At 40.4% G+C, this 15,024-nt stretch carries 16 protein-coding genes; all 16 read right to left on the bottom strand.

Annotated features, from left to right (window positions below):
• Positions 1 to 25: 25 nt before the first annotated feature.
• The gene (gene gpmI, locus KH364_RS02535; protein WP_273298438.1) at positions 26 to 1,552 is read right to left on the bottom strand and encodes a 2,3-bisphosphoglycerate-independent phosphoglycerate mutase; all 1,527 of its coding nucleotides are present in this window, start codon (positions 1,550 to 1,552) and stop codon (positions 26 to 28) included.
• A gap of 13 nt (positions 1,553 to 1,565) precedes the next feature.
• Complete coding sequence (gene tpiA / locus KH364_RS02530) at positions 1,566 to 2,336, bottom strand: triose-phosphate isomerase (protein ID WP_265138905.1); 771 nt, start codon at positions 2,334 to 2,336, stop codon at positions 1,566 to 1,568.
• Position 2,337: 1 nt separating this feature from the next.
• Positions 2,338 to 3,558 (bottom strand): phosphoglycerate kinase, encoded by a 1,221-nt coding sequence (locus tag KH364_RS02525; RefSeq protein ID WP_273298435.1) that lies wholly within the window; start codon positions 3,556 to 3,558, stop codon positions 2,338 to 2,340.
• Positions 3,559 to 3,571: 13 nt separating this feature from the next.
• A complete protein-coding gene (gene gap / locus KH364_RS02520; protein WP_273298433.1) occupies positions 3,572 to 4,582 on the bottom strand; it encodes a type I glyceraldehyde-3-phosphate dehydrogenase in 1,011 nt (336 codons plus the stop codon).
• Between the two features lie 67 nt (positions 4,583 to 4,649).
• Positions 4,650 to 5,675: a sugar-binding domain-containing protein gene (locus tag KH364_RS02515; RefSeq protein ID WP_265138902.1), complete on the bottom strand. Its 1,026-nt coding sequence runs from the start codon at positions 5,673 to 5,675 to the stop codon at positions 4,650 to 4,652.
• Positions 5,676 to 5,883: 208 nt separating this feature from the next.
• Positions 5,884 to 6,510 carry a uracil phosphoribosyltransferase gene (gene upp, locus KH364_RS02510; RefSeq protein WP_009351648.1) on the bottom strand — a complete coding sequence of 209 codons (627 nt, stop codon included), beginning with the start codon at positions 6,508 to 6,510 and terminating at the stop codon, positions 5,884 to 5,886.
• A 187-nt stretch (positions 6,511 to 6,697) separates the two neighbouring features.
• Positions 6,698 to 7,930 (bottom strand): serine hydroxymethyltransferase, encoded by a 1,233-nt coding sequence (gene glyA, locus KH364_RS02505; protein WP_273298430.1) that lies wholly within the window; start codon positions 7,928 to 7,930, stop codon positions 6,698 to 6,700.
• 45 nt (positions 7,931 to 7,975) lie between these two features.
• The gene (rpiB, locus tag KH364_RS02500) at positions 7,976 to 8,413 is read right to left on the bottom strand and encodes a ribose 5-phosphate isomerase B (RefSeq protein WP_273298428.1); all 438 of its coding nucleotides are present in this window, start codon (positions 8,411 to 8,413) and stop codon (positions 7,976 to 7,978) included.
• Positions 8,414 to 8,424: 11 nt separating this feature from the next.
• Positions 8,425 to 8,871, bottom strand: a complete 447-nt coding sequence (locus tag KH364_RS02495) for a low molecular weight protein arginine phosphatase (protein WP_273298426.1) — start codon at positions 8,869 to 8,871, stop codon at positions 8,425 to 8,427.
• 113 nt (positions 8,872 to 8,984) lie between these two features.
• On the bottom strand, positions 8,985 to 10,016 hold the full coding sequence (locus KH364_RS02490; RefSeq protein WP_273298424.1) for an L-threonylcarbamoyladenylate synthase: 1,032 nt from the start codon (positions 10,014 to 10,016) through the stop codon (positions 8,985 to 8,987).
• 1 nt (position 10,017) lies between these two features.
• The gene (gene prmC, locus KH364_RS02485) at positions 10,018 to 10,887 is read right to left on the bottom strand and encodes a peptide chain release factor N(5)-glutamine methyltransferase (RefSeq protein WP_273298422.1); all 870 of its coding nucleotides are present in this window, start codon (positions 10,885 to 10,887) and stop codon (positions 10,018 to 10,020) included.
• Positions 10,880 to 11,962: a peptide chain release factor 1 gene (gene prfA, locus KH364_RS02480; RefSeq protein WP_265138892.1), complete on the bottom strand. Its 1,083-nt coding sequence runs from the start codon at positions 11,960 to 11,962 to the stop codon at positions 10,880 to 10,882. Before prfA ends, prmC begins: the two co-directional genes overlap by 8 nt.
• A gap of 2 nt (positions 11,963 to 11,964) precedes the next feature.
• Entirely contained in the window at positions 11,965 to 12,870 is a 906-nt protein-coding gene (locus KH364_RS02475; RefSeq protein ID WP_273298615.1) for a DUF1385 domain-containing protein, read from the bottom strand.
• Between the two features lie 57 nt (positions 12,871 to 12,927).
• Positions 12,928 to 13,125 (bottom strand): 50S ribosomal protein L31, encoded by a 198-nt coding sequence (rpmE, locus tag KH364_RS02470; RefSeq protein WP_004696185.1) that lies wholly within the window; start codon positions 13,123 to 13,125, stop codon positions 12,928 to 12,930.
• A 79-nt stretch (positions 13,126 to 13,204) separates the two neighbouring features.
• Positions 13,205 to 13,474 carry a PC4/YdbC family ssDNA-binding protein gene (locus tag KH364_RS02465; RefSeq protein WP_005386267.1) on the bottom strand — a complete coding sequence of 90 codons (270 nt, stop codon included), beginning with the start codon at positions 13,472 to 13,474 and terminating at the stop codon, positions 13,205 to 13,207.
• Positions 13,475 to 13,584: 110 nt separating this feature from the next.
• Complete coding sequence (locus KH364_RS02460) at positions 13,585 to 15,024, bottom strand: hypothetical protein (protein WP_273298413.1); 1,440 nt, start codon at positions 15,022 to 15,024, stop codon at positions 13,585 to 13,587.

The raw sequence follows: 15,024 nt of genomic DNA, 5'->3' as shown, positions 1-15,024 counted from the left end.
CTATAGTGAAAGTTAGACCTCAAAATTATGCTTTATGTACTAAACTATGTCCTGTCATGGCACTTGGTTGTTCTATGCCAGCCAAGTCTAATAATGTAGGAGCAATATCACATAATTTACCAGCTTCTAATGTAGCTGTTTTTAGTGTGTCACTCATTAAAATTAAAGGAACTAAGTTTGTAGTATGCGCCGTATGAACCTTACCAGTTTCATGATTAACCATGAGCTCAGCATTACCATGGTCTGCCGTAATTAACAAGTGACCATTCTTACTGCGTATAGCCTCAACAATACGACCTAAGCAAGTATCAACTGCTTGAATTGCTTTAACAGCTGCTTCAAAGCTACCTGTATGCCCCACCATATCTGGATTTGCAAAGTTCAAGATAATCATATCATACGTTTCATCTTGAATGGCTTCTACGACCTTATCAGTTACCTCATAAGCACTCATTTCAGGTTGTAAATCATAGGTTGCCACTTGCGGAGATTTCACAAGTATGCGGTCCTCACCTTCAAATGGCTCCTCTTTACCACCGTTGAAGAAATACGTAACATGAGCGTATTTCTCTGTTTCAGCAATGCGCAATTGACGATAACCACCAGTGCTTAGCACTTCGCCTAATGTATGAGACAAGGTATCTTTTTCGTATACAATATGTACTGGTAACCCATCTTCATACTTGGTCATAGTCGCCATATACAAGGACAGTTGCTCTCGTTTAAAACCATCAAAGTCAGGCAACACTAAGGCTTTTGTAAGCTCACGCCCACGGTCTGGACGGAAATTACAAAAGATAACAGCATCTCCATCTTTGATAGTCCCTTCAGCATCAATAACTGTAGGAAGAACAAACTCATCAGCTGCATCTTTGTCGTAGGACTGTTGCACTGCTTCGCAAGCAGAATCTGCCGTTTCACCTTGACCATGTACAATAGCATTATATGCTAACTCAACACGGTCCCATCGATTATCGCGATCCATTGCATAGTATCGACCGCTCACAGTAGCGATCTTGCCACAGTGTAGCTCGGCCATATATGCTTCTAAGTCCTCTAAATAACCTTGCGCACATTGAGGAGCTACGTCACGACCATCGAGCAAGGCATGTACATAAACGTGCTCAATACCATGATCATGAGACCCTTTAATGACTGCCTTAATGTGATCTAAGGAGCAATGTACATTGCCATCAGATACTAGACCGATAAGATGTAAGCTTTGTTTTTTAGCAACTTCGTATAGTTCCTTCATAACAGGGCGATTATAAAACTCGCCAGATTCAACGTCTTTAGTAATACGAGTTAAATCTTGATACACGATACGCCCAGAGCCAAGATTTAAATGGCCGACTTCAGAGTTCCCCATTTGACCATCTGGAAGGCCTACCGCAAGCCCTGATGCTTCCAATTTTGTATGTGGATACGTATCCCATAATTGATTAAAACAGAGCGGCTTCGCCTGTACTACAGCATTGGTTGTATCTGATTGATCCCCCATGCCAAAGCCATCTAAGATGACTAGCATTACGGGAGCCTCTAATTTAGCCATTTCTAACCTCATATTAAGCGCTTACTTGATTCGCCGCTTTAATAATATCAATAAATTCATCAACTACTAGGGATGCACCGCCTACAAGAGCACCGTCAATATTTGGTTCTCCTAGAATTTCTAGTGCATTTTCAGATTTAACGCTACCGCCATACTGGATACGCACGGCATCAGCGGCGTCATCATCATATAAAGAACGAATGTAATCGCGAATTGCTTTACACACCTCTTCAGCTTGTTCAGCTGTTGCGGTCTTGCCAGTACCAATAGCCCAAATTGGTTCGTACGCAATAATGAGTTGACTCACTTGTTCTTTAGGAATATCAGCCAATGCCCCTTTTAGTTGAGATGTAATCCAATCAAGAGTATGACCGGCTTCACGTTGTTCTAAACTTTCACCAACACAGACAATAGGGTTTAAATTATGATGGAATGCACTCTTAATTTTGGCATTTACCGTCTCATCTGTTTCGCCATAATATTCGCGGCGCTCAGAATGACCGATAATGACATAATTAACGCCTACCTCAGTAAGCATAAGTGGTGAAATTTCACCAGTGAACGCACCAGCATCATGATAATCCATAGTTTGTGCGCCTACCTCAATCGCTGTGTTACGCGTTAGCGCTACAGCACGCTCAATAGCTGTGAAAGGCGGGCAAACAACTACATCACAGGATAATTCCATATCTTGTAACACGCTGTTAAACGCTTCGATCAGAATTGATCCAGACGCAATGGTGCCATTCATTTTCCAATTTCCTGCAATAATAGGTTTTCTCATATTATGCCTCAGACAATGCAGCAATACCTGGTAGGATTTTGCCTTCTAGGAATTCTAAAGATGCACCACCACCTGTGGAGATATGGCTAATTTTATCTGCCAAGCCACTTTTTTCAATGGCTGCTACAGAGTCGCCGCCGCCAACGATAGTCATCGCATCAGATTCAGCTACAGCTTTCGCTACTGCATTCGTACCAGCTGCAAAGTTTTCCATTTCAAATACGCCCATAGGACCATTCCAAATAATAGTCTTCATTGGCACCAATGCTTCTACGTAAAGTTCACGAGTTTTAGGACCAATATCTAATACCATCCAGCCGTCTTCAATTTGATCGACGTCAACGATTTTAGTATTAGCATCATTGCTGAAAGCATCTGCTACTACAGCATCGATAGGTGTTAATAATTTAGCACCTGCCACACGAGCTTCCATAACTAGATCTGTAGCGATAGCTTCTTGACCTTCTTCAAATAAGGAGCTACCAATGTTGCAACCTTGTGCTTTAATGAAAGCATTTGCCATACCGCCACCGATGATCATTACATCAACTTTAGGCAAAAGATTAGAAATAACAGAAATTTTATCTGTTACTTTTGCACCGCCAATGATTGCCGCCATAGGTGTTTTAGGATGTACAACAGCTGCACTTAATGCATCAATTTCTTTTTTGAGCAAGAAGCCTGCCGCCATAGGGATATAATCAGCAATACCAACTACGGATGCTGCATTACGGTGAGATACACCAAATGCATCGTTGATGGCTACGTCCGCAAGAGAGGCCAATTGTTTAGCAAACTCAGGATCGTTCTTAGTTTCTTCGTTGTGATAACGTAAGTTTTCAAGCATTAATACATCGCCAGGTTGCAATGCTTTTACAGCTTCTTCAACCTTAGGACCAATGCAGTCATCAACAAATCCTACAGGTTTGTTGATAAGCGCAGATAAATGTTCAACAAATCCTGTAGGTTTGTTGATAAGTTCAGATAAATGCTTAGCACATGGGGCTAAAGACATTTCAGGCTTGCGTTCCCCTTTTGGACGACCAAAGTGAGAAGCAAGGATAACCTTTGCACCTTGTTCTACTAAATAGTTAATAGTAGGTAAAGCACTACGAATACGAGTGTCATCAGTGATGACACCGTCTTTCATAGGAACATTAAAATCAACACGAACAAAAACTGTTTTATTAGCTACTTGTAAACCTTCGATTGTTTGTTTCATCAAAGCCTCCCGATTATAAGCCTTTGCTTGCTACGAATGCTGCCATGTCGATAAGACGTTCGGAGTAACCCCATTCGTTGTCATACCAAGAAACGATTTTAACCATGTTGCCGTCCATAACCATTGTTAAATCAGCGTCAACAATGGAGCTACGAGGATCAGAACCGAAGTCACAAGATACTAATGGCACATCGGATACGCCAAGAATACCTTTTAATTCGCCAGCTGCTGCTTTCCGGAATGCTTCGTTGATTTCTTCTTTAGTAGCTGGTTTTTCAAGTTCGCAAACGAGGTCTGTAGCAGATACGTCTGGAGTAGGAACGCGCAATGCAAAACCATCAAGTTTACCTTTCAATTGAGGCAATACCAAAGCTACAGCTTTAGCTGCACCAGTAGTTGTAGGGATGATGGACATAGCTGCTGCACGAGCACGGCGAGGGTCTTTATGACGTGCATCAAGAATTTTTTGGTCATTTGTATAGGAATGAATTGTAGTCATCATACCGCGTTTGATACCGAATTCATCGCACAATACTTTAGCGAATGGAGCCAAACAGTTAGTTGTGCAAGATGCATTGGAGATGATGTGGTGTTTTGCAGGATCGTACATATCTTGGTTAACACCCATAACCATAGTCAAGTCTTCGTTTTTACCAGGAGCAGAAATCAATACTTTTTTAACTGTAGGTTGTTCTAAATGAACTTTTGCTTCTTCTGCATCGCGGTATTTACCTGTACATTCAATTACGATTTCTACGCCTTCTTCAGACCAAGGCAATTTGGATGCATCGCGGTCGTGGAATACGCGGATTTTTTTACCATCAACATAAATGTTGTCTTCATCAAATGTTACTTCGTTAGGAATTGTACCATGTACAGAGTCGTATTTTAATAATAATGCAGTACCTTCATTATCACCAGTTGCATTAATCGCCACAACTTCTACGTTAGGATTATTAATCGCTGCGCGAACTACACATTTACCGATACGACCAAAACCGTTAATACCAACTTTTACTGCCATTGTTAGATCCTCCTAATAACAAAAATTCTAACCAAATTCAAACTAAAATTTATAACTACTCATTCGCCTATAAGGCAGAAATTTGTAACAATTGACGCATGCCTTCGGCGGCTTGCTCATCAATGATGAGTATACCTTTCTGGCAAGCTCGCATGACACCTATAATTGCGCTCGCCTTCTCTTGTCCACCTGCTACAGCAATGACATTTGGCACCTTTGCTACATCAGGCAAGGATAAACCAATATTATTAGTGGAATAAATCAACTTGCCATCCATATCACAATATTGTCCCAGCGCCTCGCCTACAGCATGATTATCTACCAATTGCTTGCGTACCTCATCAGCAATGTGACGCTGATCGGCCATGCGCATGGCTGTACCAATGCCAAATAACAATACGTCAGTCCTACTAATGAGGTCGCTAATTTCCTTGATTTGCGGTTCACAAGTCATGAGCATATGCAATGAGTCTTGTGAAAGCCCATCTGGTAAATGAAGCATCTTGTAAGTCCCACGAAGTCGTTCAGCCAGTACAGAAGCGATGACATTAGCTTGGTATTCCACTACCGCCCCAACACCACCACGAGCTGGTACTACAGTAGGATTAAATGGTAAAATCGGCATTTCTTCCGCTACCGCTGCCATGGTACTACCACCACTAATAGCCACTACTGAATCAGGCTCTAATAACTCCTGTAACAGTTTTGCCGCAGCGAAGCCCAGCTTTTTAACCATTAACGTTCCTTCTGTAGGTGTAATGATAACCCTATCGATGGAAAGTGCTTCCGTCAATCGGCTTTCTAGTTCGTTAATACGATCTAGTTCGTTTAAAAAATTTCGTAACTTCGGAACAATTGATTGTCCTTCGTCAGTGAGAAAAATCCCCGGTTTATAAATGTCTACTAGACCATTTGCACGCATCAACTCAATATGACTTCGTACGGTTCGCTCTGGAAGGTCCGTCGCTGTAGCTAATGTCCTGCGGCCTATAGGCTCTTCATAAACAAGGTGGTTTAGTATCTTGTATCGCTCCTTTAATACGCTAACGATTTCAGGAACAATACGTTCACATATCATTAGAAACTCGTTCATCGGGTCCCTCCTTTACCCGTTGGGATTGTATGAATCGTTTTTCGTCCCATGTGAACAAAATTCGTCCCACCTAAAATAAAAAAATACCTTTACACATTTATTTTATACCCTATGTGAATTTTATTCAACCCTAAATAGCAGAAAACGACATACTTTTGAGGCAATTTAATACAAGTTTTATGCCTAAAAGTATGTCGTTTATTTTAATTTATTTTGTACCGAAGATACGGTCACCAGCATCGCCTAAACCAGGCAAGATGTAACCATGATCATTGAGTTTTTCATCAAGTGCTGCTACGTAAATAGGCACATCAGGATGTTCTTTATTTACAACTTCAACGCCTTCTGGAGCCGCTACGAGACACATCAATTTGATGTGTTGAGCACCTTTTTCTTTTAACAAAGTAATAGCTGCTGCTGCGCTACCACCAGTTGCCAGCATTGGGTCAGTTACGATGAAATCGCGTTCGCTTACATCAGTTGGCAATTTGCAGTAGTATTCTACTGGTTTTAAAGTTTCAGGATCACGGTATAAGCCGATATGACCAACCTTTGCAGTTGGAATTAAGCTAAGCATACCATTTACCATGCCAAGGCCAGCACGAAGAATTGGAATAATACCTAATTTTTTACCTGCAATACGTTTACCAGTCATTTTCATTAATGGTGTTTCTACCTCTACATCCTCAAGTGGTAAGTTGCGTGTAATTTCATACCCCATCAACATAGTAATTTCATCAAGTAGTTGTCTGAAGTCTTTTGACCCTGTTTGTACATCACGCATCAATGTAACTTTGTGTTGAATCAACGGATGTGTCATAACATTAACTTTCATGACTGTCCTCCTATAAAACAATATACGTATCTCTTTGTAGCAATTTAACTATCATATTAACTCTATCATAGAATGTAAAATAGTGCCATAAAAATATTAAAAGGGATGTGACAAGGCACATCCCTTTTATATTACTTATAGACTTGTAGGCCTATGAATATGTAATGACTGTCATTAATCTATTAGATTAGTACAATGGATACGCTTCACAAAGTGCAGCTACGCGTTTGCTAGCTTCTTCATGAACAGCTTTATCTTCAGGATTGTTAAGAACTGCTGCAATAATATCAGCAATTTCTTCCATATCTTTCACTTGTAAACCACGAGTTGTAAGCGCTGGCGTACCAAGACGGATACCGCTTGTTACAAATGGGCTAGCTGGATCGAATGGGATTGTATTTTTGTTACATGTAATACCTACTTCATCGAGTAAGTGTTCTGCTTCTTTACCTGTTAAGCCAGTGCTACGAACATCTACAAGCATAACGTGAGTATCTGTACCACCGGAAACGATTGTTAAGCCTTTATCTTGCAATGCTGCAGCCAATGCTTTTGCATTGTCGATAATTTGTTGCGCATATACTTTGAATTCAGGTTGTAATGCTTCGCCTAAGGCAACAGCTTTAGCAGCGATAACATGCATCAAAGGACCACCTTGGATACCAGGGAAGATAGATTTATCGATTGCTTTAGCATATTTTTCTTTGCAAAGAATCAAACCACCACGAGGCCCACGCAATGTTTTATGAGTTGTAGTAGTTACGATATCAGCATATTCTACAGGATTTGGATGTAAGCCCGCAGCTACAAGACCTGCAAAGTGAGCCATATCTACCATAAAGATAGCGTCTACTTCGTGAGCTACTTCAGCCATTTTCTTGAAGTCGATTTGACGGCTATATGCACTGCCACCAGCGATAATCAATTTAGGTTTTGCTTCTAATACAATTCTACGGAATTCATCATAGTCGATTTGTTGTGTTTCTGCATCTACACCGTAAGGTACTACATTGAAATATGTACCAGATACGTTAACTGGAGAACCATGAGTCAAATGACCACCGTGGGACAAGTTCATACCCACGATAGTGTCGCCAGGTTGCAATAATGCAAAGTACACACCAAAGTTAGCTTGGGAGCCAGAATGAGGTTGTACGTTAGCATGTTCAGCGCCAAACAAGCGTTTTGCACGTTCGATAGCCAATGTTTCGATAACGTCAACATTTTCACAACCGCCATAATAGCGTTTGCCAGGATACCCTTCTGCATATTTGTTAGTTAATACGCTGCCTTGAGCTTCCATTACTGCTTGAGAAACAAAGTTTTCAGAAGCGATCATTTCTAATTTATCGCGTTGACGTGCCAATTCTTGATTGATAACAGCTTGAATATTAGGGTCTTGTTTTTCTAAGAAACTCATGAGTATCCTCCTCGTACAAAACGAATATCTATAGGTAATGATGTATTATTTCTCTAATGCTTTAATTTTCTCTACACGGCGTTCGTGACGACCACCTTCAAATTCCGTTGCCATCCAAATAGTAACGATATCTTTAGCAAGGCCAGGACCAATAACGCGTTCCCCCATTGTAAGGATATTTGCATTATTGTGTTCACGACATGCGTGCGCAGAGAATGTATCATGACAAAGAGCAGCTCGAATGCCCGCTATCTTATTTGCTGCAATACCAATACCGATGCCAGTACCACAAATTAGAATACCGCGATCTGCTTTACCAGACACGACTGCATTTGCTACAGGTACGGCAATATCTGGATAATCGCAAGATTCCGCTGTATGACAGCCAAAATCTTCTACTTCATGTCCCAATGTACTTAATACTTCTTTAACGGATGCTTTTAAATTCAATCCGCCATGATCACAACCGATTGCAACCTTCATAATATCATCTCCTATGCTTTCTGAGGGGCTGTTTTAAGGCCTTCCTCAACTAAATGATAAATTTGCTCCGCACATTGATTATATATGGTTTGATCAGCGCCATATGGGTCAGTAACATCACCATCTTGACCACCCCACTCGGAAATCGTTTTGATTTTACCTTCCTCAAACGGGAATTGGCGAAGTAGTACAGATTTATGATCTTTCGTCATACCGATGATTAGATCTGCTGCATTGACGAGCTCCATAGTTAAAGGTCTCGATTCATGGTCAGAAATATCAGCAATGGAACGGACAGCTACAACGGCTTGTTCAGTTGGCTTTGCTCCATAAGCGGCAAATAGACCAGCTGATACAGTCGTTACATCCTTATGTTGCTCCGCTGCAAGGGCCCGTGTAATTCCTTCTGCCATAGGACTACGGCAAGTATTACCGGTACATACAAATAAAATATTCATAATAACATCCTTACTTAATCACATTTTGTGATTACTTTATACATTATAGCAAAAATATCCAATATGTAAAGACATATTTCTATTATCAGTGGACATTTATAATGTTAGAAAATTTACTTATAAATGATATGATGACCGGATGCTTTTTCCATTCGATTCATAATGGCAACACCAAAACCGTCATCATTCACACCTTCTGCTAAGATTAGGGTAACATGATTTTCGTTAAAATGTAATAGGCTTTTGTAAAAGTCATGGCCTAATGCTAGTGCATCTCCATGATGTCCAAAACAATGGCACATGAAATGCGAATCGTCTTTAATGAGCTCATAGGTCTCATGACTAACTAAACAGCCAATAGGCCCTTCTATACCTTTAGAAAGTTCATTAAACGTATTAGCTACAGATTCTGGAGTACCAACGACAACAGTCATAGGTGCATCAGGAGCATAATGTGTATACTTCATACCAGGCGCCTTAGGTTTAGTTTCAGCACTCACTAAGGCTGTATCGTATTCGACATTGGAAACAACAGTTTCTAGCTGTGCCTTTGTAATACCACCTGGACGTAAAATAATAACTTTATCGTCATGCACTTCTACTACGGTAGACTCTACTCCGATTGTGCAAGGACCAGCATCTAAAATATAAGAAATGCGACCATTCATATCGTTATATACATCTTGAGCCGTAGTTGGACTGGGACGGCCTGAAATATTTGCACTTGGCGCTGCTATAGGTATACCTGCACGCTGTAACAACACGCGACATCCATCATGATCAGGACAGCGAAGCGCTACACGAGGTAATCCACCTGTTGCACGGTCTGGCACTAAATCAGACTTAGGTAGTGTAATCGTTAAAGGTCCTGGCCAAAAATTATCCATCAAGGTTTGAGCCGTTGTAGAAACTTCAGTGACTAATGGTTTAATACTTTCACTATTGGGAATATGCAAAATCAATGGATTATCTGATGGACGGCCTTTGGCAGCATAGATTTTATCCATCGCCTCTGGATCAAGACCATTGGCACCCAAACCGTATACGGTTTCTGTCGGTATAGATACCAATTCACCATTGCGTAATGCACGAGCTAACATATCTATATCTTGTTCAGATGGATTTGTAATAATTTTAGTATCCATATTAGCCCTCATACACAGCTGTAACTACGCGATTATGTCCACCTAGATCAGCTATAAATTGAATATTAGAATATTGACCGGTTGCTTCTAATAGTTTTCTTACCGTCTCAGCTTGGTCATAGCCAACCTCAAAGGCTACGCGACCATTAGTTTCTAAATAAGCACCACATTCTCTGGCGAGAATACGATAGAATACCAGTCCATCCTCTCCACCAAATAACGCAATATGAGGCTCATTTAACACATCTTGAGACAACATCTTTGCATCACCAGTACGAATATATGGAGGATTAGAAACGATGAGGTCAAATTTCTCATCCGTTCCACACAAAGCTGAAAACATATCAGAGTCTTTAAATTCAACTCGTTCAGTTAACTTAAAGGAGTCTGCATTCTCTCTAGCTAGTGGCAAAGCATCTGTAGAGATATCTAAACCTACACCTACTGCATTTGGCAAATAATGTAATAAACTTAGCAATATCGTCCCTGGACCAGTACATATATCAAGAATGCGTATATTGCAATCTTCAGAATACGTATCTAGTACATGTTCAATCAATGATTCCGTATCAGGTCGTGGAATTAAAACTTTATCGTTCACCTTAAAGGTAAGGCCCATAAAGTCCTTTTGCCCCGTAATAGATGCTACACTATATCCCTTAGCTCTTTGTTGTACAAGCGGTCTAAAGGCATCTAGCTCCTCTTGAATTAGAGGTTGGTCATAGTGAGTATATAGATAAATACGATCTTTACCTAAAACGTGAGAAAGCAGTACTTCCCCATCAAGTCGAGGTGTATCCATCTCCTTGCTTTGAAAGTACTGCTCTGTCCACTGGAGAATACGACCGATTGTCCAAATCTCCTTATGCATTTGTATTAGCCTCCTGCATTTTTGCCGCTTGGTCTGCCGCATTTAAGGCTTGAATTACTTCATCAAGATCGCCATTTAATACAGCGTCTAGTTTATAAAGTGTTAAGTTAATGCGGTGATCTGTTACGCGACCTTGTGGGTAGTTGTACGTACGAATACGTTCACTACGGTCACCAGTGCCAACTTGGCTCTTACGATCTGCCGCCATACTAGCTTGCGCCTCTTGTTCAGCTTGGTCTTGTAATTTAGCACGCAATACGCGCATCGCTTTATCTCTATTTTTAAGCTGAGAACGTTGGTCTTGGCATGCTACAACAATACCAGTTGGTAAGTGAGTAATACGAACAGCAGACTCAGTTTTATTAATGTGCTGACCGCCTGCACCACTGGCACGGTAAGTGTCGATTTTTAAATCTTTTTCATTAACTTCAATATCGACATCTTCCATCTCTGGTAATACAGCTACTGTAACTGTAGACGTATGTACACGACCTTGTGTTTCTGTAGCAGGTACACGTTGTACACGATGTACACCAGATTCAAACTTCATTTTAGAGTATACATTCTCGCCTTCTACAGAGAAAACAACCTCTTTAAAGCCACCTAGTTCAGGTTCATTCGCATCGATAATCTCGCAACGCCACCCTTGGCTTTCCGCATATTTTGTGTACATACGGAACAAATCTCCTGCGAATAAGGCTGCTTCGTCACCGCCAGCACCACCGCGAATCTCAATGATAATATTCTTATCGTCATTAGGATCCTTAGGCAATAATAGGATTTGTAACTTCTCTTCTAATTCCTCTTTTTGAGGTTTTAACTCTTTTAATTCCTCTTGAGCCATTTCGCGGAATTCTTCATCCAAAGATTTATCTTCGATAACTTCCATAGCTTCATCAAGGCCAGCTAATACTTTTTTATAAGTACGGAATGTTTCAACTGTTTCAGATAATTGGGAATGTTGACGTGTCAATTTACGCCATTCATCTTGGCGAGCAATGATTTCAGGGTCACTGATGCGCTGCTCAAGGTCCATAAATTTATCTTCAATAACTTGTAATTTATCTACTAACATGTTTATTCCTCTTCATATGCATCACTCTCAGGAGGACGAACCTCTTCAAGAGCACGTATAGCTACTTCAATTTGATCATCTTCTGGTTCACGTGTGGTCATGTATTGTAATACAAGACCTGGTTTAATAATGGCTTTCACAAAGGAATGCTCACTGCGTCCAGCAAGACGAATGACCTCGTACGCAATACCTGCTACTACGGGCATAAGCAGTATGCGGCTCAGAATACGTTCTAGCAAATTAGGCCATCCTAAAAAAGCAAATACAAAGATACTCACCACCATAACGATGAGTAAGAAGTTTGTACCACATCGGGCATGTAACCGACTTTGTTTACGAACGTTTTCTACGGTAAGAGGCAAATCTAATTCATAAGTATGAATTGTTTTATGCTCTGCCCCATGATATTGGAAAACTCGTTGAATATCCTTCGTAAGTCCAATCCCCCAAATGTAGAGCAAGAATAGCACTAAACGAATGACACCTTCAATGAGATTTAATACTACATGATTATCCTGTACACCAGGAATAAATTTTACGATAAATGTTGGCAAAGCCAAAAATACAGCTATCGCAAAGACTGTGGAAATAACCATGGTAATGGCAATTTCACTATTAGACATTTCCTCCTCTTCATCACCAGCTGCCTTGGCAGAGAAGGACAATGCCTTCATGCCAATCACTAGAGATTCATAGAGAGCTACACAGCCACGAAGAAATGGTTTTTTCAAAATTGGATATGTGTCAGCAATAGATTTTGTAGCCTCTTTTTGAACTACAATAGTGCCTGCTGGCTCACGTACAGCTGTTGCCGTATAGCCAGGGCCTCTCATCATGACACCTTCGATCACAGCTTGTCCACCGACAAACTTTTTAATACGTTCTGTGTTCACAAGAGCTCCTCTCATAAACAAATAGAGGCAGAGCCCATAGCCCTGCCAATAGATGCTACATTACATGACAAATTATTTGCCGTAACGTTTGTTAAATTGTTCAATACGACCACGAGCTTGAGCTGCGCGTTGTTGACCAGTGAAGAACGGATGGCATTTGGAGCAAACGTCTACACGAAGGTCTTCTTTTACAGAGCCAGTTTTGAATGTGTTGCCACAACCGCAAGTTACTGTAGCTTCTTTATAGTCTGGATGAATACCTTGTTTCATTCTATACACCTCTTTCCGACAATCAATATTATTCTTATAGATTATAGCATGACACTTGTACAAATGCAAGTTGCCAATACTATTCCTTGGATGCTTGTTTTTCTTCAATAGACTCAGCTAGGATAGTCTCCAAGTCGCTTTCGTTGAGGATATCGCGCAACGCAATAAGCTCTTCTAAAGACAGAGTAATACCCTTTTTCATGCTTGTATATTCACTATCCCAAGCGCGAAGATCAAACTTAGGATTGTATTTGCCCCAGCTAGTACATGTTAATTGTTTTTTCCAACCATCTTTATCTTCAGACAAAGTGCCGATAACTTTGAAGATTTCAAAATTGATAACTGCCATGGTGCCTCCTTTCTTACACATGCGTGTAGTATGTTTCTTACCTACTATATTTAGTAGTTCATATTTTTTAGGATACGATATATTTTAAACTAAAAGCTTAAGTTTTACAATTAGTTTTTATAATCGCTGTAATCTTCAATATCAATAGATGTTGTAGGAGGCATAACTTGAGCCCCTAATGTATCCACTGATTCTCTCCAGTTCTCTGTTGCTACTGTGACAGCGTTAATATACGCTTCATCTGCAGCCTGAACAGATTCAATTAATTGAGCTTCATCTTTTACATCTAAAACGCGACGACGTACGCTGCTAAGCATATAGCCGAAGGATTCTGCTGTTTGCACAAGCATAGAAATTTCTTGAATCAATGTTTGACCAATGGTACTGCAGAAGTACGCATACCACATATAAGCAAGTTCTGCATCAGGGAACATCCAGTATACATCATCTGTAGGTGCATCTGTCGTAATATCTACGTCTACATGATCAGTATGACGTTTGAAAGTAAGGAAGTATGCTCCACTTTCAACTAGAGCATTGCGACCTAATTCAGATACTCGACTATCGATACAGTAAATACCATCTTGACCTAACGCCACATCGGTTTGACCACCCGGCAATGAAATAGAGCGCAAAGATAAGCCATAATTCAACACTGTAAATACTGGTAATTGAGCAAATACACCATGAGGTAATGGAATATAATTAATCGCCTTCCACTCATCACCTACACGTTCACGAAGTCCAACACGCATTTTTTTAACATCATATTTACCGTATACAATTTCATAGGCGCCTAAAGGAGTCCACTCGCGAATAACTTCCACACGTTTTTGGTTCAAAAAGAATTGTAAGGCCATATTATTTAAGCCCAATTGATTTTGTGCCATCGTAGCAGGTAAGAACAATTGCGCAGTCCCTTCTGGTACCAAGTTATGTAAACCATTAGCCACTTCTTCTACAATATCTTCAGAAGATTGGAACATACCCACAGTACCTGTAAAGATATGGTCAAAGTAACTGCGATGTGGCCAATGATTAATGATTTGAGCCATTGGATACAGACGAGATAAGATGCTATAGCATACTGGAGATGCTGTGTAGAGAACAACCTTTTTATCTTCATAAGATTGAAGAATTTCTTCTACCATACCAGCATATTCTTCTACATAGGCATATAGAACAAGCTCCCCTGTTTTGCTATGAGCTTCAATACTTTCACGAACAGGAGTTTCCCAAATAGTGCCTACATCTAGACCATCCAAAATGCCGGTATCACTGATAAAATCAAAGAGTTCAACCTTAAAAGAAGGACCATATAGATTTTGGAGTGTATTCAAATCATATGGCACAGGACCAAAGGACTCCACTGTAGATTTCTCAGCTAAGGCATATAAATCCTCTGGTGTAACGCCCCACTCACGGGAACTAGCATTGCTAGAAATCAATTGATCTAATACATTGAAACGCATTAATTCATTTACAATATCGATACCTTCAATACCATTAGCGGCACAAAGGGTAATAAATTCTTCGTTATTTGCTTTCAT

It is taken from the genome of Veillonella sp. oral taxon 158 (genome assembly GCF_018376515.1).
Classification (GTDB): domain Bacteria; phylum Bacillota; class Negativicutes; order Veillonellales; family Veillonellaceae; genus Veillonella; species Veillonella rogosae.
This window is presented reverse-complemented; position numbering and strand designations above follow the sequence as displayed.

Bases quoted from the DNA above. Each gene is read 5' to 3' on its own strand.
- gpmI (WP_273298438.1), bottom strand. From the start codon at position 1,552: ATGGCTAAATTAGAGGCTCCCGTAATGCTAGTCATCTTAGATGGCTTT.
- tpiA (WP_265138905.1), bottom strand. From the start codon at position 2,336: ATGAGAAAACCTATTATTGCAGGAAATTGGAAAATGAATGGCACCATT.
- KH364_RS02525 (WP_273298435.1), bottom strand. From the start codon at position 3,558: ATGAAACAAACAATCGAAGGTTTACAAGTAGCTAATAAAACAGTTTTT.
- gap (WP_273298433.1), bottom strand. From the start codon at position 4,582: ATGGCAGTAAAAGTTGGTATTAACGGTTTTGGTCGTATCGGTAAATGT.
- KH364_RS02515 (WP_265138902.1), bottom strand. From the start codon at position 5,675: ATGAACGAGTTTCTAATGATATGTGAACGTATTGTTCCTGAAATCGTT.
- upp (WP_009351648.1), bottom strand. From the start codon at position 6,510: ATGAAAGTTAATGTTATGACACATCCGTTGATTCAACACAAAGTTACA.
- glyA (WP_273298430.1), bottom strand. From the start codon at position 7,930: ATGAGTTTCTTAGAAAAACAAGACCCTAATATTCAAGCTGTTATCAAT.
- rpiB (WP_273298428.1), bottom strand. From the start codon at position 8,413: ATGAAGGTTGCAATCGGTTGTGATCATGGCGGATTGAATTTAAAAGCA.
- KH364_RS02495 (WP_273298426.1), bottom strand. From the start codon at position 8,871: ATGAATATTTTATTTGTATGTACCGGTAATACTTGCCGTAGTCCTATG.
- KH364_RS02490 (WP_273298424.1), bottom strand. From the start codon at position 10,016: ATGGATACTAAAATTATTACAAATCCATCTGAACAAGATATAGATATG.
- prmC (WP_273298422.1), bottom strand. From the start codon at position 10,887: ATGCATAAGGAGATTTGGACAATCGGTCGTATTCTCCAGTGGACAGAG.
- prfA (WP_265138892.1), bottom strand. From the start codon at position 11,962: ATGTTAGTAGATAAATTACAAGTTATTGAAGATAAATTTATGGACCTT.
- KH364_RS02475 (WP_273298615.1), bottom strand. From the start codon at position 12,870: ATGAGAGGAGCTCTTGTGAACACAGAACGTATTAAAAAGTTTGTCGGT.
- rpmE (WP_004696185.1), bottom strand. From the start codon at position 13,125: ATGAAACAAGGTATTCATCCAGACTATAAAGAAGCTACAGTAACTTGC.
- KH364_RS02465 (WP_005386267.1), bottom strand. From the start codon at position 13,474: ATGGCAGTTATCAATTTTGAAATCTTCAAAGTTATCGGCACTTTGTCT.
- KH364_RS02460 (WP_273298413.1), bottom strand. From the start codon at position 15,024: ATGAAAGCAAATAACGAAGAATTTATTACCCTTTGTGCCGCTAATGGT.